This window comes from Enterococcus mundtii (genome assembly GCF_002813755.1).
GTDB lineage: Bacteria > Bacillota > Bacilli > Lactobacillales > Enterococcaceae > Enterococcus_B > Enterococcus_B mundtii.
In genome coordinates, this window is record NZ_CP018061.1 from 2,289,934 (window position 1) to 2,309,233 (window position 19,300).

Annotated in this window: 14 protein-coding genes and 2 other annotated features; all 14 genes read right to left on the reverse strand. The window is 39.5% G+C overall.

The window, feature by feature from the left end; translation table 11 throughout:
• Positions 1 to 46: 46 nt before the first annotated feature.
• Positions 47 to 1,459, reverse strand: coding sequence for a Na+/H+ antiporter NhaC (gene nhaC, locus EM4838_RS10815; protein ID WP_071867169.1), 1,413 nt, complete (start codon positions 1,457 to 1,459; stop codon positions 47 to 49).
• Between the two features lie 406 nt (positions 1,460 to 1,865).
• Positions 1,866 to 3,071, reverse strand: a complete 1,206-nt coding sequence (locus EM4838_RS10820) for a M20 family metallopeptidase (RefSeq protein ID WP_071867170.1) — start codon at positions 3,069 to 3,071, stop codon at positions 1,866 to 1,868.
• Positions 3,072 to 3,094: 23 nt separating this feature from the next.
• A complete protein-coding gene (locus EM4838_RS10825) occupies positions 3,095 to 3,934 on the reverse strand; it encodes a MetQ/NlpA family ABC transporter substrate-binding protein (RefSeq protein ID WP_071867171.1) in 840 nt (279 codons plus the stop codon).
• 15 nt (positions 3,935 to 3,949) lie between these two features.
• Complete coding sequence (locus tag EM4838_RS10830; protein ID WP_071867172.1) at positions 3,950 to 4,630, reverse strand: methionine ABC transporter permease; 681 nt, start codon at positions 4,628 to 4,630, stop codon at positions 3,950 to 3,952.
• A 1-nt stretch (position 4,631) separates the two neighbouring features.
• A complete protein-coding gene (locus tag EM4838_RS10835) occupies positions 4,632 to 5,705 on the reverse strand; it encodes a methionine ABC transporter ATP-binding protein (protein ID WP_010734726.1) in 1,074 nt (357 codons plus the stop codon).
• Positions 5,706 to 5,768: 63 nt separating this feature from the next.
• Positions 5,769 to 6,008: a binding site (T-box leader), on the reverse strand.
• 37 nt (positions 6,009 to 6,045) lie between these two features.
• Positions 6,046 to 6,280 (reverse strand) — a binding site (T-box leader).
• 123 nt (positions 6,281 to 6,403) lie between these two features.
• Positions 6,404 to 7,078, reverse strand: coding sequence for an HAD family hydrolase (locus EM4838_RS10845; protein WP_071867173.1), 675 nt, complete (start codon positions 7,076 to 7,078; stop codon positions 6,404 to 6,406).
• 114 nt (positions 7,079 to 7,192) lie between these two features.
• Positions 7,193 to 8,665, reverse strand: coding sequence for a helix-turn-helix domain-containing protein (locus tag EM4838_RS10850; protein ID WP_071867174.1), 1,473 nt, complete (start codon positions 8,663 to 8,665; stop codon positions 7,193 to 7,195).
• The gene (locus EM4838_RS10855; protein ID WP_071867175.1) at positions 8,643 to 9,206 is read right to left on the reverse strand and encodes a hypothetical protein; all 564 of its coding nucleotides are present in this window, start codon (positions 9,204 to 9,206) and stop codon (positions 8,643 to 8,645) included. The genes EM4838_RS10850 and EM4838_RS10855 overlap by 23 nt, the downstream gene beginning before the upstream one ends.
• A 121-nt stretch (positions 9,207 to 9,327) precedes the next feature.
• The gene (locus tag EM4838_RS10860; RefSeq protein ID WP_071867176.1) at positions 9,328 to 10,419 is read right to left on the reverse strand and encodes a WxLIP family cell surface protein; all 1,092 of its coding nucleotides are present in this window, start codon (positions 10,417 to 10,419) and stop codon (positions 9,328 to 9,330) included.
• Between the two features lie 155 nt (positions 10,420 to 10,574).
• A complete protein-coding gene (locus tag EM4838_RS10865) occupies positions 10,575 to 11,312 on the reverse strand; it encodes a WxL domain-containing protein (protein ID WP_019724077.1) in 738 nt (245 codons plus the stop codon).
• Positions 11,313 to 11,329: 17 nt separating this feature from the next.
• Complete coding sequence (locus EM4838_RS10870) at positions 11,330 to 12,118, reverse strand: WxL domain-containing protein (protein ID WP_071867177.1); 789 nt, start codon at positions 12,116 to 12,118, stop codon at positions 11,330 to 11,332.
• Positions 12,119 to 12,156: 38 nt separating this feature from the next.
• A complete protein-coding gene (locus EM4838_RS10875) occupies positions 12,157 to 12,882 on the reverse strand; it encodes a WxL domain-containing protein (RefSeq protein WP_071867178.1) in 726 nt (241 codons plus the stop codon).
• On the reverse strand, positions 12,879 to 13,262 hold the full coding sequence (locus EM4838_RS10880; RefSeq protein ID WP_071867179.1) for an LPXTG cell wall anchor domain-containing protein: 384 nt from the start codon (positions 13,260 to 13,262) through the stop codon (positions 12,879 to 12,881). The genes EM4838_RS10875 and EM4838_RS10880 overlap by 4 nt, the downstream gene beginning before the upstream one ends.
• A 32-nt stretch (positions 13,263 to 13,294) precedes the next feature.
• Positions 13,295 to 18,139: a WxL domain-containing protein gene (locus tag EM4838_RS10885; protein ID WP_081367444.1), complete on the reverse strand. Its 4,845-nt coding sequence runs from the start codon at positions 18,137 to 18,139 to the stop codon at positions 13,295 to 13,297.
• Positions 18,140 to 19,300: the final 1,161 nt, after the last annotated feature.

Sequence of the window (19,300 nt, forward strand, 5' to 3'; positions counted from 1 at the left end):
CCAAAAAAAATAGTCCCCCGCTGATCGGGTGACTATTTATTTGAGTTTATATCGTTTCCTTCGCAACGTTCAATTGTTCCTGCTTTTCTTTATTTTTTGCAATACCTAAACCAGTAATGGCACTGACCATCGAAAAGACGGGAGAAAGCAAACTAAAGAATACAAATGGTAAGTAGGTCATCGTTGGTATCCCAAACGTGCTGGCAACAAAACTACCGGCAATCCCCCAAGGAATAAGGTAATTGATGACTGTCCCTCCATCTTCTAAAGTACGACTCAAAACAGTTGGATCAAGTCCTGCTTTTTTGTATGTTTCTTTGAACGCATTTCCGGGTAAGATCACAGATAAGAACTGTTCACCGATAAACAGATTGACGCCAATACTTGTCATCAGTGTCGTAAAAATCAGTTTAGGTGTCGTCGTCATTTTCTTCGATACCACTTCCATAACTGTAGAGATCAACTCAAATTCGATCAATAAACCACCTAATGAAAGCGTCAGAATAATCAAGGAAACTGTAGGCATCATACTTTCGATCCCACCGCGGCTAAGTAACGCATCGATTTGCGCGTTTCCTGTTTCAGATAGAAAACCAGATTCGAGGACTGTCGCTAGTCCTGAGAAGGAAGTGCTTGGATCTTGGATAAATATCATTCCAACTGCTACGGCAATATTCAACAGGATCGTTAAGATCGCTGGAACTTTTTTCCAAGCACAAACCAGCATCAAGAATAAAGGTATTAGAGACCAGATTGAAATCGTAAAGTTGTTTTCTAAAATGGTTGTTACATTTTGGATTTCTGTCAAGCTAGCACCTTTATCTGTATGTCCTAAAAATGCAAACAAAATCAAAGAAACAATAAATGCCGGAAGTGTTGACCACATCATATGTTTGATATGTTTGAATAGATCAGCATCAACAATTGCTGCTGCCAGATTTGTCGATTCAGATAATGGCGACATCTTATCTCCAAAAACTGCTCCAGAAACAATGGCACCGACAACTAATGCAGGATTCAATCCCAACGTTGTGCCGATACCGAAAAAGGCGATACCGATCGTTGACATGACGGTAAAGGCGCTACCGACTGCACTGCCGACGATGGCACACACAACAAAAACTGAAGGCACAAACCACGGGACACTAATAATTTTAAAACCATAAACCATCAACGTTGGGATGATGCCCGCTTGGATCCAGACCGCAATCAATGCGCCGACTAAAATAAAGATAAAGATCGGGATGATCCCCGGTTTGAGGCCATTGATGATTCCTTCATGTAATCGATCGGTTGGCTGTTTCTTCACTACTGCGTAGACCATGACCATACCAATAGCAATCAAAATCGCGATATTCGGTGAAATCTTAAAGCCAACTACTCCGGCTGCTATCGTTGCAACGATAATTATTAATACACTCACTGCTTCTATAAAACTAGGTTTTTTTATTTTTTCCATATCCATTCTCCTTTTTTAAGTTTGTTACGTCTTAAAAAAGCTTCGATATCGAATGACTCCGCCACAATTCATCTGTGTTTCCTCCCTAAAAAGACAAAAAGATCTGTTTTCAACTAAGGACGAATTTCTCCGCGGTACCACCTTAATTAAAAACAGATCTGTTTTTCACTTTGATTTGAATGATTTAATTGTTAAAACTTTTCCTGTAATTCATAGAACTGGCTTGGTCGGTTCGCAGCAACCACCGACTTTCTGAACAAAACACCAAAACTACTACTGGGTGAAAAGTGAACTTTCATGAAGTTTACCTGCATCTGTCCAGTTTGTCAATCTAAATGTATTTTTTCTGAAAACAAATGTTTTGATTTATCACGATCTAATCCTTTCACCCATCCATCATCTCCCGTTATTTTTTTGCAAGGATTGCTTGATGCTCCTGCTTTATTTTATCTAGAAGTTCTGGTTTTTCAAATAGATCTAAGGCAGTATTTGCCAATAGTTCAGCAGCAATTGCAATCGAAGCTAGTCCTTTTTCACTGCGAGCAGCTGCTTTAAATTCTTCAGAATGACCGGCAATATATTCATCAGAAATCGAGACGGTTGGTTGGATCGTCGGAATCACATGACTCACGTTACCAACATCAGAAGAGCCTAGACTTGTTTGTTCTTTTGTTTCGATTTCTTCATCAGGTACACCTGCTACATCCGCATGGCGGAAGAACAGCGCATCAAATGAAGGCGTCACGATCACATCATCAACCGAATTTTGGAACAACCCAAATTCATAACTTGTTCCCGTACTCAAAGCCGCACCTTTCACGATATTTTCGACTTTTTGATACACCGCATTCAATGTCTGGCGATTTTTTGCTCGCAAGTAAAATCGACCCGCCGCATATTCAGGAATCACATTTGCAGCGACCCCACCATCCGTAATGATGCCATGGATATTAACGTCTTTTGGCAATTGCAGGCGCAACGCATTGATTCCATTAAACACTTGAAGCAACGCTTCTAAGGCATTCACTCCTTTTTCTGGTGCGGCGGCTGCATGGGAAGCAACACCATGGAACTTGATGTCCACCGGATCGTTCGCTAATGATTCTGTCGTTTTGCCGTAACGGTATGCGGGATGGACACAAAGGGCAGCATCCACATCTTCAAAAAAGCCTTCCCGTACAAAACTTCCTTTAGCTGATCCGTTTTCGCCTCCCTCTTCGCCAGGTGTGCCATATACCCGGATTTCTCCACCGATTTCAGCAATTCGTTCGCGCAAGACACTGGCAGCTAAGACAGAATACGTACCAAACAAGTTATGTCCACAAGCATGACCGATTCCTGGTAAAGCGTCAAATTCTGCTAAAAAAGCAATCGTTGGTCCTGATTTTCCTGAAGCGTAACGAGCATCAAATCCTGTTCGATGACCAGCTACATCTTTTGTCACAGAAAATCCTTCTTTTTCTAATTGTTTGATCAAGGCATCTGACGAATAAAACTCATAGTTACTGACCTCTGGATGATCATGGATATCTAGTGCTAGTTCTTGATATTCAGCCAATCGTTGGTGGATTGCTTCCTTAAAAGAATGTGTTGTTAAAGTAGATGTTGTCATATTGGCTTCCTCCATTTTGCTTTTTATTTTTTACCAAATGTTTCCCAAGCAGGTACGCTTGATCCTTTTGATGTTTCTTCGATCACTTTTGCTGTTTCTTCCGTTTGATAAGTGTCAACGATCTTTTGATAGATTTCGTTATTTTCATCTTCTTTTCTTGCTACAATGATGTTGACATATGGTCTGGCACTGTCATCGACAGGTTCTAAAAAGATCGCATCACTCGTTGGGTTCAATCCTGCATCAACTGCGACACCACTATTGATCACTGAAAGATCCACGTCATTCAATGCACGAGCTGTCTGTGAGGCATCCAGTTCAGAAATGTCTAGGTTCTTTGTATTTTCAGTAATATCTGAAGTAGTCGGTGTTTGATCTTTCGCTGGATCGACTTTGATCAAACCAGCTGTTTGTAGCAATAGCAATGCCCGTCCGCCGTTTGTGACGTCGTTAGGAATCGCTACTTTTGCGCCATCCTTGATATCATCAATGGATTGGATCGTATTGGAATAGATTCCTAAAGGTGCATTCACTGTGTTTCCGATCGAGACTAGATCCGTTCCGTGTTCCGTATTGTAATTGTCTAAAAAGAATTGATGCTGAAAAGCATTGAGGTCGATCGAGCCATCCGCTAATGCAGCATTCGGTTGATTATAGTCGGTAAATTTCACGTATTCTAAGTCAATGTCTTCTTTTGCTAAACGTGCTTTGACATCATCCCAAACGTCAGTGTCCTCTCCAATGATCCCAAGTTTTACTGTCGTTTGTTTGTTTGTGTCTGTTTCGGCATTTCCTTGGCTACAGCCAGCCAACCAAATAAGTGCAACAAAAGCGAGTACTGTATAACGAATGATTTTTTTCATGATGATTCCTCCAGTTTAATGTGATATTTTTTTGATCAATAAGTTGCTGATCCATTGACTTAAGAAAACAAGGATCAAGATCAACAAAGTGGCGACGATAGTCACGTCTGTTTGAAAACGATTGTACCCACGAGAGATCGCTAGGTTTCCTAATCCTCCTGCGCCAACCGCTCCTGCCATGGCAGTCAAGCCAATGACATTGATGATCGTCAATGCAGAGACACGAATGATCCCTGGCAATCCTTCGATCAAATAGACTCTAAAAACGATCCCTAATGGACTGGTTCCCATTGATTCGGCCGCTTCAATCACTCCAGGATCTACTTCTAACAACGCATTTTCTACTTGTCGAGCGAAAAATGGCACAACGCCAAAGATCAAAGGGACTAAAGCAGCTTTCGCACCAATCGTAGTACCAACTAAAAAGCGAGTCGTCAATGCCAGTAAAGAAAGTAAAATGATAAAGGGAATCGAGCGGACAACATTGATGACTTTGTCTAGCACTTCATAAAGTAAGCGATTTTCAAGCAATCCTTGGGGCCGTGTCACAACCAATATGATCCCAAAACCGAGACCGATTGCACCTCCGATCAACGCGGTCCAAAAAGACATATACAACGTTTGCTTCGTCGCTTCAATAAATTCATCAGGTATCGAATAGACATTGGGTAAATAGGTTTCTAAGAAATGGGTCATATCAGCGTCCTCCTTGAATCACTTTCATTTCCTTACTTGCTCCATTTTTTTGTAAAATCGTTGCTTGTACACCGGATTCAATGAGATAAGCCAAGGCTTTTTCTCGTTGATGGATCTCTCCTGATAAAGTAACGATCAATCGTCCTAATGGGGTTTCTTGCAATAGTTCTACATTGCCGTATAAAATATTCGCACTCACTTGGTATTTGCTATAAAGTTGTGCGATCAACGGTTCATTTGTTTGTGTGCCCACATAACTCAATTCCACTAACCATTTATTGGTCAACTGATCTGCAAAAGCACGATGCGAGCGAATCGTTTCTAATGCTTGGTCAACGTGGGTGGCTGTTCGGATAAACTCTTGCGTCAAAACTTCTTTTGGTGCACTGAAAATCTGAACGCTACTTCCCTGTTCGATTACTTCCCCGTTTTCCATCACGGCTACTTTGTTGCAAATTTCTTTAACGACTTGCATCTCGTGTGTGATCAAAACGATCGTCAACCCTAATTGCTGGTTCAATTTTTTCAACAAAGCTAAAATCTGATGAGTCGTTTTTGGATCTAAGGCACTCGTTGCTTCATCACAAAGTAACACTTGCGGATCACTAGCTAATGCACGAGCGATAGCAACTCTTTGCTTTTGTCCTCCTGAAAGTTGTTTTGGATAAGCAGTTGCTTTTTCTTCTAACCCGACTAATGTTAGAAGCTCATTGACTTTTTGACGACGCTCCTGTTTCGATTTTTTCGTATATTTCAACGAGAAATCGACGTTGTCAAAAATCGTGCGACTTTCCATTAGGTGAAAATGTTGAAAAATCATCCCAATCGATTTTCGTTCTTTCCGTAATTCTTTCGGGGATAGTTTCCCTAACTCTGTTCCATTGATGATGACTTTGCCACTTGTTGGTTTTTGTAACAGGTTCATGACACGAACCAACGTACTTTTCCCAGCACCTGAATAACCTACGATACCGTAAACATCCCCTTTAGCAATCGAAAGATCCACCTGTTTCACTGCCTGGATCGTCTTTTCTTTTTGTTGGAAAGAAACATTTATTGCTTGTAATTCAATCATTTTTACTCCTCCTTCGGTTTGACGATAAAAAAAGGCATCCTCAAGAAAATGACTCATCACTTTCTTGAGGACGCCTTTTTGCGTGTTACCACCTCATGTTCAAGTTACACTTACATGTAACTCCTCTTCGAGTACAAACATACTCTAGCAAGCTAACGGTTGCGACCGTCACCATCTCACAATTTTGCTCGGGGTGAATTGCTCAATAGCCATTTTCCAAATATGCCGCCTTGCTTCTTCTCAGCTACCGAAGCTCTCTGTTAAAGGTTTATGTATTTGTACTTACTATTTCAACGCAAAAAATATAAAAAAAATCCTTTTATCAGCATAAATCTACTGATAAAAGGACGACGTATCGTGGTACCACCTTTATTCGGAAGTTTCCTTCCCTCAATCCAACATCTCTTGACGAGAGATTGGTTGTCCGTTTTAACGGTCAGACATTTCCGAACTTGCCTACTTATCGACAAGTTATCCTCCAAGGCCATTTTTCAACTTTTCTTACTTGACTCTTTCCACCAACCAGAGCCTCTCTTTGAAGTTTCCAAGTTTACTTTCCTTATCAACGAATCCATATTTTGTTGTTGAGAACACTTTATCTAACTGAAAACAAAAAGTCAAGCAAGAAATTTAAAAAAATAAGCACTCAGTCGATTGATCAATAAAAAAATCGTTGGTGGCACTGGATTTCCAGCCGCTTATTTTTTTCCTTTTTCTTTTTCTAACATCTCCAACACGATCAAAAGATCGGTACCTTCCGCTAAGATCGATAAATCTGCTTTTTCCCTTTCGGTATAAGCCCGATCAAAGCTTGAATCTGGAATCAAAACAACACCCATTCCTGCTCGTGATGCGGCGGTCGCACCAACCAAAGAATCTTCCACTGCAAAGGCTTCTGACGCTGTCAATCCCGACCGCTCTAGCGCAGTTAGATAAGGAATTGGTGAAGGTTTATTTTCAGACACTTCATCCCCAAAAGTATATGTATGGAAATAAGGCTTCAAAGAAAATTGATCCAAGATATTGGTTGCTCGTTTTGTGACCGTCGTCGTTGCTAGACCAAGAATGAGTTTTTGGTCGTTCAATTCTTTCAACACTTCTTTGGCATGAGGTTTCAATTGGATAGCGCCACTATGCAGTTGTTGGTAAAAATATTCTTCGCGTTTTTCACGAACCTTTTGTACCATCTCCGCTGTTCCCGCCATTTTGATCAACAAATCATAGCTTTGTTTCCAATTTTTCCCACCCCATGTATCAACGATTTCTTGAGGTATTTCGATATCAAATTGCTTGAATCCCCATAGCCAACCGTCACGATAAGTTCTTTCTGTATCAACTAATAGTCCATCTAAATCAAATATTGCACCCTTCATATCCACTGATCCTTTCAAAAAAACAATATCTGTAGTGTATCATGTTTTTTCATTCAAACCAATGGGATCTCAAGCATTTTTGTTATGAGTGATAATTACACTCACCCTCCGCACTCAATTATTTGGATTCATTTTAGTTATTTTATTTCTACGAATCTTTAATAATTGATTCGTAAAATTGGCCCAATCGACCGCCCTTGGAGGAACTAACCAAATGATTTGGAACAAGTCTCCAAAAGAACAGATTTCCTTATCTGTCAAGAGTAGATCTGTTTCATCATCTGCCTTCGTTTGGTAGATGATATTCAAGTCTGAGATTTTCTGGATATTATTTTTGATCAACGCATTAAATTGTGGTCCAAAGGAAAAATCAATACAAATACGGAGCGGTTTCAATTGCTGATCGATGGGTAATATATCCATCATCACTAGCACATAATGAAAAAATAAAAATTCTTTTGCGAGCCAAATTTGCTTGTTCTTTTTTTGTTTTTGGATGTAATCTCTGCAAAACAAAAAGTATTCCGGATACATTTCATAAAAATAAGTGACATCCAGGTTGTTATTGTCATCAATATTTTCTTCTTTGAAATATTTGATCTTCAAATGCAAGACTGTCAGCTGTCTCCTGATTTCTTTTAGCTGATTCTCTGAGAGAATGAATGCTTGCCCAAGTTCTTCAAGAAACAAGTCATTCAACGCGATTACTTCCTTTAGCGTCACTTCCTCAATAAGTTCCGGCTCATTGATTGCTCCTTCGACAACAAGATAAGCAAAGATCTGTTGCGCTTCGTTATATAGCTCTTTTTCCGTATCGATTTTTGCCTCTTTTTCAAGCCAGGAAAATATGCTTCGAAAGAAATCATTTGTTTGTAACATTTTTTTATTGAATGTCAATTGACTTTTTTTATTCTCGGACATTCGCCAACCTTGCTTTATTCGAATCAAGCTGACTGAAAGAAAATGTTGGAGTTTTGTTTCACTAAAACCTGTAAATGAAGCAGCGAATTTCGGTTCAAGGAATCGAATCAATTCTTCTACTTGCTCTGTGATTTCTGTTGGATAAACCGAATAAGCCCGTCCGTATAATTTGGTGAAATAAAACGTCACCAATCCACGTACAGAGCCTTCTTCCCCACTTAGTAAGAATTTTTTTGTGACTGTCAGTTCTTTATCTGCTAATCTCGTACGCATGTCTTTCAGCTTTTGGTAAACGAGGGGATGACTGATATAATTTTTGATCGCATAATCATTGACAGATTCGAACGTTTCAAAAAATATTTCTTGTAACATTAAAAAACCAAAGGAATGGCGGACATACATTTCACCTAAAATCGTCGAATTCCCTCGACCACTCTCAATCAGTCGGACGTTATTTCCTTCGAAAAACAGTTGAAATTCATCCGTTAGCCCATAGTCCACAAAATCATGTGACAATTCTTCCATTGACTTATTCAGCAAAAAATAAGAGATATCCAATTCTTCCACCACTTTTTCATGATTTTCAATTAAAAGTGGCTTTGCTTCCAAATAACGTAGCAACTCTAACTTTCGTTGCGCTGGCTTATCTAAAAATAGTTTGAACATTTTGATTTCCTCTACCTTCTGGTTTTTCTCCATAGAGTATCGTACCTGAAAATAAGTAGCTCATTGCTGCCATCTGACTATTATCTGAACTAGCAGAACCAGAACCACTCGACTGTGGCAACATCACTTGGCTATGAGAGTGATCATCAGAAAAAAATTGATCATCTAAGGTTATTTTACGTGATGTACTAGCAATCTGGCTAATAATATCGCCCTGATTATCCAATGATTTGGGTTTGCTTGGTTGCTTTTTTTTAGGCATTGAAGAATCTTGATAAGGTAATTTGGCTTGTGCTTGTTCTTCAACTTCCTGCTTTTCGTTATTTATGATTGCAGTATCTTGTGATTGTTCGGTGTGTCCAACCTCTGCTTCTTTCTCATCCGTTACTGGTCGTTGGGGAGTAACTGGTTGAATTTGGATTTCTTCTGTTGGATTCAACGGATCATAAATGATCGTTTCTGCATATATATAGATGGAGGATTCAAAATAGACTGCAGCGAACAGAAGTGTTCCTAATATAGCGATTTTTTGTCTTTTCACTTTTCTCCCCCTTTTTTGATTAGACATTTTAAGTAAGTGAAACCCTACGTTTCCAAGCAAAAATTGTCTGACTGATCTTATTTATTTGATCAGTCAGACGTTGTTTTATCAGGGGTTGATATTATTTATTTTCAGATTCGTCTTCATCTTTTTGTTTTTTTCTTTTCCAAAAAATAAGTAGAAATAAAAGAATCAATAATAATAGGATACCGAATAATAGATACATCCACGTATTGTCTTGTTCAATCGTCACATCTTTTTCGTTTAATTCCCTAGCAACTTCACCTTTGATTTCAAAGTCTTTTTCAAATTCCCATTTATATTTATAGATTTCTTCAGAGCCACTAGAAGTTTTAACTTTGTATTCCCCATCTGCAGCTTTTTCACCGTAAGCAGTCATCTTCATCGTATACTTCCCTGCTTCCAACTTTTCACCGTTCAAAGAAATGGGGTAAGCAAAGTGAGAATTAGGGGCCATTTGCATACTTTCCGTTTGGCTGTCGTAGAGCACTTCAGCTGATCCTTTTTTCGTGATCGTTGTTGCTACGTTCAATTGATTCAAGTAAACCGCTTGAGGATTTTGCAAATGTACATTGATCACATTTCTCGCGTTGACTTGTGCCGGTTCCACTTTCGTTGCTTTGAGATCAGGCTTGATAGTTGTCATATTTTGACGGATCAATAATGCAACTACGTAAGAGTACTCATTTTTGATGGCTAAGCCTTTATCTTCTGAAGAAGAGTCCTGGGTGTCATCCGTTTTTTCTTTAAAAGTGATCCCACCTGCCATGACGCCATCAAATTTTTCTGCTGGCATAGTGACTGTGATTGGCACTGTCACTTCCGCATGTTTTGGTAACGTCACTTCTGGCTCTGCTTTCGCATAATCTTTTAAATTGTAAACCAAACTATTATCGGGTTCAATTTTATTTTCACCATACTCCACCACACCATTCAAATTAGTTGTTGCACTGTTGATCGTGGTTTCGATCGTGATGTCGTTGTCTGTGTCATTGCGTAATTGGACTTCGATTGTTTGCTGTTTGTCCGGTTCCATTAATAAATCGAAATATGTTTTTTGTTTATCGATTTGATTTTCGGGAATGACTGGGGTAACCGCAAAATTAAATTCTGATGCAAAAGTTGATTGGACTGGAACCATACTTAGCATCGCAACAATGAGGCTGACAATAAGGATAAATCTTTTTTTCATAATATTTTTAACTCCCTGATAAATTAGATGTTGGCAAGGCTATGACAGAAGCGTTCTATCCCTTCAAAGGTAACCAATATCACTGCGTTGCACCAATTTTTTTGAGGTCAAGACAAAAAGTTCTTTCACTCTTGCCTTAACCAGATTGTTTTATATTAGTTTCCTGGGGCATCTGTTAACGTCCAAGTGAACGTTGTTTGGTAAGCTTTTGCGTATTTTGTCGTTGAGCCTGGTACTTCTAATGCAATACTATTTTTCGCAGTATCCACTGAATTTCCCCAATCCATCAAATACGTTCCAGCACCTTCACCATTTTTCGCACTCATCACTAATGATTCACTACCACTTGGATCTAAGCTGAAAGTTGCAACGCCTGTTGGTTTTGCTGATTGTGAACCAGTCACGACATTACCATTTGATAATGTGATTTTTGCACCTGTCAATTCTTGGTCTTCCGCTGTTTTGAATTGTGCATTTTGTTTTACTTTCAATGTCCAACCTGTTTCAGTTCCGCGGTTGTCAGATACTTGAACAAAGTTTGGTCCTTCTTTTTCAACATCACTTGCATCTTTATATTTTTGTGCTGCAGCATAGTATGTTTGCGTTTTTGACGTGATTTTTTGTTCACCGAAGACTAGACTTGAAGCAAAGTCGATCGATAATGGACCATTTGTACCTGGATTTGGCTTACCATCAGGATTTGTTGGATCAACTGGCGTTACTGGTTGTTCTGGATCAAGTGGATCAACTGGATCAGTCGTCTCTGTATTCGGTACATAATTGATCACACCGTTTGAAGTATATTCCCCACCATCAGCTGCCGCTACGCTAACTGTGCTGAATACTCCGCCTAATAACATTGTTGATAATAAGATCATTTGTGATTTTTTCATTTTTATTTTCTCCATTCTTAATTTCCTGGTGTATCGGATAGATTCCAAGTTAATATTGTTGAATACGTAACTGCATCTTTCGGTGTTTTACCTGGGATGGTCAATGAAACACTTTTCGTAACCACTGAGGATACGTCTTTATTTTTTTGGTCTTTCATTGTGATTGTCTCCACTTTGTCACCCCATGCTTCGATCCATGTGCCAGAACCTGCATCTTGTCCAGCACTTAGAACAATCGATTCTGCACCGTTTGGATCTAAGCTGATTTCAGTGGTCGCAGTCGGTGCAGCCACACCTTCTGCATTTGATTTGACTACCGGATCTTGCAATTTTATTACCGCGCCAGTCAACGTTTTGTTTAATGTGTCATCGTTCTTAAATTGACCGTTTTGACATACTTTCAATGTCCAACCAGCATTATTGCCTCGGTGATCAGATACTTGGACATAATCTGGCGTAACTAGATCCGAAAATGTGCCATCGTCATTTACATAAGTCTGTGCTTTAGCATAATAGGTTTCTGTTTTATTCGATATCTTATTCATGCCGAAATCAAAACTTGAAGCAAAGTCGATTGATAGTGGTCCTTTTGTTCCTGGTTCTGGGTCCGTTCCATCTGGATTAGTTGGATGAACCGGTTTATCTGGATCAGGGTCAATTGGATTGACTGGATCGGTTGGTTCCGTATCAGGTATAAAATTGACCGTACCATTACTTGTATACTTGGCTTGATCGACGGCTTGGACGGTCCCCGTTACTCCTGTCAAAAGACTAATGATCATTAAACCACTTACTGTTTTTTTCATACGATCCCCCAAAGTGATTCCTTTTTCACATGTTTCTTTTATGGCGCTGGAGTAGATTTTAGGCTCCATGTCAATGTGGTGCTATACTCTTTCGCTAATTTGACCGTTTTACCTGGCACGTTAAGTTTTACAGCAGTTGCGCCTTCTGTTGCATCTGTACCAAATTTGTAGATCCACGTTCCCATCCCTTTACCTGCATCAGCAGTCATCAAGACTGATTCATTTCCAGGAGTCAATGTATTTTGTGTCACTAGATCTGGTTTGTATTGATCATCCATGATCGATGCACTTGCACCGTTACTTAAGGATAGTACTGCACCTGATAACTCTTCTGCTGCGGCAGTTTGGAATTGCGTATCTTGCTTGACAGATAAGCTCCAACCTTCTTGTGTTCCACGTTTGTCTGTTACTTGTACATAGTTAGGTCCGTCTGTACCATTTGTGAATGTTTGGACTTGCGCATAGTAATCTTTAGTAACAGTAGTGATTTTTTGTTTACCAAATTGGAAACTTGAAGCAAAATCAATTGATAATGGTCCGTTCGTGCCTGGATTTGGCCCATTTGGATCAGTTGGATCTACTGGTACTACCGGACTTGTGGGATCAGTTGGATCAACCGGATCTGTTGGATCGGTATCTGCTTCAAATGCGATCACACCATTTGTCTCATAGCTTGCAGTTTCATCCGCAGCAAATACTGTGCTTGTTCCTACTAATGTACTAAATAAAATAATTCCAGCTGTTAACAATGTTGTCTTTTTCATTTTTCTCTTCTTCTCCTTTTTATACCAATTATTATCAACACGATCAAAAGAAGGAAACTTCCAATGATCGTAAATTGTTTACTCCTGTATTCTCCAGTTTTTGGTAACTGTTTACTATCCCCTTGTATCGCCTCTTGCTGATCCACAGTTGTTCCATTTTTTCCAGAGGGCGTTTGATCGTCTTGAGTAGAGTTGGGTAAAGTGGGTTCGCCCACTCCTTCTTCAGAACTGCTACTTCCAGCTTCAGGATATTCATAGGTGCCATAAAATCCTGTGACACCCTCACTTTTAAACGATTGCTCTTCTTCTGCTAAACCAATTGGCGTTTGTGTAAAAAGAAATCCTAACAACACAAGGATCTTCCACCTTTTTTTCTTCATCTTTCTCACCTATTCTCTATCGTCGTGTTTTTCTATGGGTTACCGGGTGCTGCAACCAATGACCATGATAACGTTCCTTGATAACTTCCGATTTTTTGTTTTTCCGGAGGAACAGTTAACTTGATTCCTTTGTTGTTCGCTTGTCCCCACTCTTGATTGACAAGATATTCCCCATTTGTCGTTAGTGTCTTTTCTTCCACGATCACTGCATTTGGACCGAGTACTGTGTTCGTTGTACCGTCTGTAAATGAAAGTGCATTAGAAAGTTCGGTTGTCCCAGAAGTCAAAGGTTGTTTTTCAGTAACTGTCAATTGCCAATTGTCCCGTTCAGAACCTCTTGTATCTTTCACGATCAAACCACCTTCGATCAGTGGCCAGTACGTTTGAGTTGTTGTCTTAACTTTTTGTGTCTCGAAATTCATCGTGTTTGGGACTTCTTTAAGTTCTAAAGTCCCTGTAATCGCTACATTGACTATTTTTTCTGTCGTTATTCCATTTAGTCGATAGCTATACGTCGTTGAAACATTTTTTAAAACTTCCGCTTCTGTCGTATCCTTGATTGCTAAAAACGTTGTGTCTGTCAACGTTGGTACTTGATTCGCACTGCCATCGGCTAAGATTACTTGTGCCAGTGTTCGTTGATTCAACTCTTGTTGAGACGTCAACGCATTGGCATCAGATAAACTCATCCGAACATCTTTTGCATAGACTGCAAAACTGCGATCCGTCGAAATCGTTGCTTCATTTTTTACAACGATCAAGTTTGCTTGTTGTTCCTTTTCATTCCCCGTCGTACCGACTTTATAATCAATGACATGTTTTCTGGAAACTTCATCTGCTACTAGCGGTTGCTTGATTTCGTCCATTACATCAGCGGTGATCGAATCCGTAAAGAATGGACGTCCCTCTGCCTCCATCAATGATAAAACTGATTGTTGATCGACTAAATCTTGTGCTTCTTTTTCAGAAATGATCACATTTCTAGCAGAAAGCTCAGCAGCATTCGAATACTTCACTTTGACTTCATAACTGTATTCGCTATCTGGCGATTGCCAATCGATCGTTGATGAATCTTTTTGTTCAGCAATCGTTGTAGGTGTGTCGCCAATTTTTGAACTGTTGATTTCTGCTTGGTACAACCATGAACCAGTTGTTTGTGTTTCTGGCGCAAAGCTCAATTTTGGCGTGATACCCTTTCCTGATGGAATCACCAAGCGTCCTTTTTGAACTTTTGTACCTGCGGTTTCTGTTCCCCATGCATTCAAGACTAATGGCGCATTCCCTTCTTTCACTTCACTGACGTTATGAAAAATACTTCCTTCGCCTTGAGCGATTCCAGGATTTTCTACTTCATAATCGATAACTGAACCAGGTATTGCAATACCATAACCACTACCGGATTTTGAGACATCGTTATCCCCGATGAAGCTTTTTCCAGTTGCTTTTTCAGTTCCTCTGAAATTCAAAGGTGTTAGCTTTGTTGCATTGGCAATCGTTGGATTGATTGTCAAAACTTGATAGGCTTTATTTGCGCCGAACCATGTACCGGTACTATCTACTTGCGTTGTTGAATCTCCAGTAGTTGACTTGATCCAGACTATTTCATCTTTTGCAGGATCAGGAAACTCGACATCTGAAATATTGACTTTTCCTGTTCCAGGAATCGTTTCTAAAGTGGCTTCATCCTCTATAGTCAACTTAGCTGCAGAAATTAAGTTACTAGAAGTTGAAACGCCGATCCCAGCATTTTTTGACAAATGGATGTTTCCAAATGAATGATAGGTCGTTGCATGATTGGCAGCAGTCGCAGATAAGCCGTTTTTGATATTTCCGCCATTTGCCATTAATTTCAATCCATTTGTTACATTTAATTCGGTGAAATTGACGATGCCTAGTCCAGTAAGATTGATTGGATCTGTTTGATAGCTGTTTGTACCATCGACATTTTCACCAAAATTGAACACGACTTTGTTTGTACTGGCATTAGCAATCGTATTCGTAAAGTTATCACTGGCTGAACCACCGGATAAACCATTGATACTAACAGCTCCTTGAACATTAGCGGTAACGTTCCTCAAAATTTTCCCACTGCTGATATTGGAATACTGTGTAGCATACAGATTACCAATACTAGAGCCCTCCGCTTGGATATTCATCTGGATCGAACCATTTTGGGTGTAGGTAGCATAACTACCACCATCCCCATAAATGCTCGCACCATTTAATGAATCCACACCTGGTTTGGTAAAGATATTCAGCGTAATCGTATTGTCCGTATTTGTCCCCAAATTCGTGTTTTGTCCATATGGTCGCCCCCCTGTGATATATGTGTTACCTGGTAACTTGAATTCACCGTCATAGTTTCGTAAATCAATGAGTAAACTAGCATTTCCAAGTAGTGACCCATAGTTTGTGATACCACCAGAAAAGCCGTTAGAACCAGTTCGAGGAGTACCAGAGAAGTTCCCACCATAGATGCGATTATCTGAATTCCCAGTAACAGTATGTCCAGCACTTGCGCCATAGGATGCACCCATTGAAGCATTAATGACTCCTTCATAAACGGTCACTCCTACGTTTCCGACAATTTTTTTGTCATCCCATCCGCCACCAGATAAGAACCAGTCTACTTGACCATCATTGACGATGGTTTGTCCGTTACCATACACACGTGTCCCTGCATAGCCCGTACCTTCTAACGTATCAGCGATTCCACCATTCAATATGTTTGAGCTATTTCCTTCAATAACCCCCGAATAAGAACCACCATATGTCCATCGCGCTACGGTATTATTCAATATCGTTTGTGTATCTCCTTTAATGTAGATGTCCCATGTATCATTTGAAGCAGGATAGCCACCTCCACCTACAACGTCCCAAACCGAAGCTTCTCCACGATTTTTCTTCGTGGTCGAATAGGCTAAATCGGTTGGCATTGATCCGGAATAGGCAAAGCCAGCTCCGCCGATTGAACCATCTGCATTAGCCGTCCCAACTTCAATCGTTGTGTTGCCTTCGATGTAGCCACCGCGACCTGCTGCTGTTGTCCAAATGGCGCCATTATTGAATGAACCACTGACTAATTTTGAGGTGATGTTACCGAAGACTTTGAACTCTGCCGCAGCTTTGGCTAAATCAGCTCTTTGTTGTGGTGTATACGCATCATAGGTTGTTTCATTTGATGCCCCAATCCCACTTTTATTGAATTTAACAACGTTATTGCCGGCGCCCCCATTGAAGTCATTGATTCCACCGGCAGATGGGGTTCCTGCTTTGATCGTATTTGTGATATTCCCAGTGACCGTACCGGTATAACGATTGCCACCTTCAAATTCTGCCCGTCCAGCACTGTATAAACTACTATCCAAATTTGTTTCGATTCCGTCAGTTGAACGATTGGTTCCGATATTTCCTCGAGAGGACCCACCGATGAATCGTTCCCCTGCGCCGTACCAACGACCATAACCTGAAATGTTATTGGTTACTTTTCCACCAATATTCCCGTAGATGACACCACCATAAAAGGTACTTAATTGAAACCCTGTTGCACTATTGGTAATCCCGATAGTAGTAGATACAGTTCCCGTAACATTTGCTGTATTTGTCGCACTGGTTCCATTTCCACCACCGTACAAATTCGTGATTCGTCCACCAGCATTATTGATGATCGTAGAGACGTTTCCATCAATGGTACCAATATTAGCTCCTCCTGCTAGTGTATTGATTCCCCCATTATTCGTATTGTTGATAACGATACTCGTATTCCCTTTCAGCGTGCCACCATTTTGATTACCACCAAAGATATTCCATGTATAAGAACCTGTCGTATTGATAGTGATCACCGGATTCCCTACGACATCTCCTGAATTGGTTCCACCATAAATTGAAATACCGTTACCGTTTGCTCCTCCATTCAAATTCAAGCTGTGTCCATTCATATAGAAGTAAGAGCCGGTATAGCTAATATTTCGTAAAGTAATCGTTGAACCAAAGTAAGCATTCGCTGTAAAAGCAAGTGTTTTTGCACCAGATGGTACCGTTAAATCTTGTGTGATTGGATCATCTGAATGGCCAGTGATCACTAGTTGATTTACTTTATCTTTTAATGAGGCAAACGTAGCGTTAGTTGCATCGACCGTACTTGGAATATTGTTAGCGACTGTAGCAGCTGTTAATGTGACGTTTGATCCAATATACATGGCGTAATCTTGCATATTGCCCGCATGATACAAATCATTTAATGCCGCTTTTACTCCGGCATCTGATGCAGCATATGTTTGGTAAGCTTGTGTGCTATCTGTGGGATTTGGTACAACAAGTACTTTCGTCTTATCCGCTGTAGCAATCGTATCTTTGATCGAAGCATCTGTACTTTTTAAAGAACGGAATGCCTGTTGTTTGAATACTGCTTTTAGTTGCAGATCCTTCGTCACTGTTAATTCGCTGATTTCTTCATTTGTATAGAGTTTGCCTTCAACTTCCCAACCGTTCAATGGTTGCTCATCCGCAAAAATCGGGATATCACTACTTGCTAATTTTTCGTTTTCCTTAACTGTCAGTTCTTTAACTTCCGCTCCTGATTCAAATAAATGAGTGCTATCTGTCATAAAAGTTAAAGTAAAGTGTTTTTCTTCAGTCATCGATTCTTGTGTCTGTGCCTCTGACTGTTTCACCTCCTCTTTTACTGATTCTGTTGTCTGTGTGACTGTCTCTTCACTTTGCATGGTTTGATCAATCGACTCTTCTGTTTCAGTTGTGGGTGATAGAGTGACTGCATCATTTTCAGCATCCACTGCCTGCACGACGATTGACAATGGAGAAGTTATCCCTGAAAAAAGAAGCATTGCGGCAACACACATAACAATATTTTTTTTCATTTTATCTTCCCTTCTGCTTCATACAACAAAATTAACTTATTGATAATTATTATTGCTTGCTTGATTCTTTTTGTATTGTATAATGTAAAATCCAGTTATTTTTAAAAAATATTTCTTGATTACTGAAAAACGATTAACTTTTTTCAGAGCATATTATTTGACTTTAAAAAATAACAAGTGATTTTAATAATTCACTTGAAAGTGAAAAAAGCTGTTATATCAACGTTAATCACGTGTCACTAATTCGCATGATCTCCCTTTTTCTTCTTATTTAATTTTCTGTCATGAAAAACGGATGAAATTTTCATGAATTATAATGTAGTAAAGAACCCGCCATTTTTTCAACGGCTATTTTCCAGAGTGTTTTTTGTTGTTTTTTTATTTCGATTTTCGCATGATAATCTTACTTTTTTTGTTTATACTCATAGAATCACCATGCTCGCTTTACTATGAAGCTAGTGTTTGCTTCAACAAGCATAATAAATCACAGTTAAATTTCTTTCATCAACTTTCTCTAATTGTTTTCTTCTCGCCAATAGCCATGCGTCATCTCTTCAAAAATGAATACATTCTATTCCCAAACACCATTTTCATAAATAAGCCATCATTCATAAAAATTTGTAAAATACAATTTTTCATGAATGATGGCTTATTTCGTTTGGACACTTATGTTCCGACCTCAAAGGATCAATTTTAGACTCCACTGTTTTCTACTCAAACCTCTGTAACAAAAATTTTATCTACCTGTCTTAACAATATTAGCTACTGATCTAAACAAACAGCTATTTTTTTAAAACGATAGCACAACTATTCGTGACCGCAACCCCAACTACACTCACTAATAATTAGTTATTCGCTTAAATCTGCTTAGAGTAACTGCGACAATATATCATTCCCGCTTCTATTGAAGCCACGATTCCCAGCATACTCTTATGATCGTATTTTCCAAGAGTATTTCCCCGTCGGATTGCTTCAATTGATCCATTCTTCACCCCCTTATCCCGTTGCGAGTCAAGAAATGAGACAAATGATCCATTTGATTCAATGTTTGATCGAACTGCTATATCAATGGTTTATCGTTATCTAGTGTTTCTTAAAATCAAGCATTTTGACTCTTCATCGAATCATAGATTTTCTTTATCCAACATAACAATAGCTAAC

Bases quoted from the DNA above. Each gene is read 5' to 3' on its own strand.
- nhaC (WP_071867169.1), bottom strand. From the start codon at position 1,459: ATGGAAAAAATAAAAAAACCTAGTTTTATAGAAGCAGTGAGTGTATTA.
- EM4838_RS10820 (WP_071867170.1), bottom strand. From the start codon at position 3,071: ATGACAACATCTACTTTAACAACACATTCTTTTAAGGAAGCAATCCAC.
- EM4838_RS10825 (WP_071867171.1), bottom strand. From the start codon at position 3,934: ATGAAAAAAATCATTCGTTATACAGTACTCGCTTTTGTTGCACTTATT.
- EM4838_RS10830 (WP_071867172.1), bottom strand. From the start codon at position 4,630: ATGACCCATTTCTTAGAAACCTATTTACCCAATGTCTATTCGATACCT.
- EM4838_RS10835 (WP_010734726.1), bottom strand. From the start codon at position 5,705: ATGATTGAATTACAAGCAATAAATGTTTCTTTCCAACAAAAAGAAAAG.
- EM4838_RS10845 (WP_071867173.1), bottom strand. From the start codon at position 7,078: ATGAAGGGTGCAATATTTGATTTAGATGGACTATTAGTTGATACAGAA.
- EM4838_RS10850 (WP_071867174.1), bottom strand. From the start codon at position 8,665: ATGTTCAAACTATTTTTAGATAAGCCAGCGCAACGAAAGTTAGAGTTG.
- EM4838_RS10860 (WP_071867176.1), bottom strand. From the start codon at position 10,419: ATGAAAAAAAGATTTATCCTTATTGTCAGCCTCATTGTTGCGATGCTA.
- EM4838_RS10865 (WP_019724077.1), bottom strand. From the start codon at position 11,312: ATGAAAAAATCACAAATGATCTTATTATCAACAATGTTATTAGGCGGA.
- EM4838_RS10870 (WP_071867177.1), bottom strand. From the start codon at position 12,118: ATGAAAAAAACAGTAAGTGGTTTAATGATCATTAGTCTTTTGACAGGA.
- EM4838_RS10875 (WP_071867178.1), bottom strand. From the start codon at position 12,882: ATGAAAAAGACAACATTGTTAACAGCTGGAATTATTTTATTTAGTACA.
- EM4838_RS10880 (WP_071867179.1), bottom strand. From the start codon at position 13,262: ATGAAGAAAAAAAGGTGGAAGATCCTTGTGTTGTTAGGATTTCTTTTT.
- EM4838_RS10885 (WP_081367444.1), bottom strand. From the start codon at position 18,139: ATGAAAAAAAATATTGTTATGTGTGTTGCCGCAATGCTTCTTTTTTCA.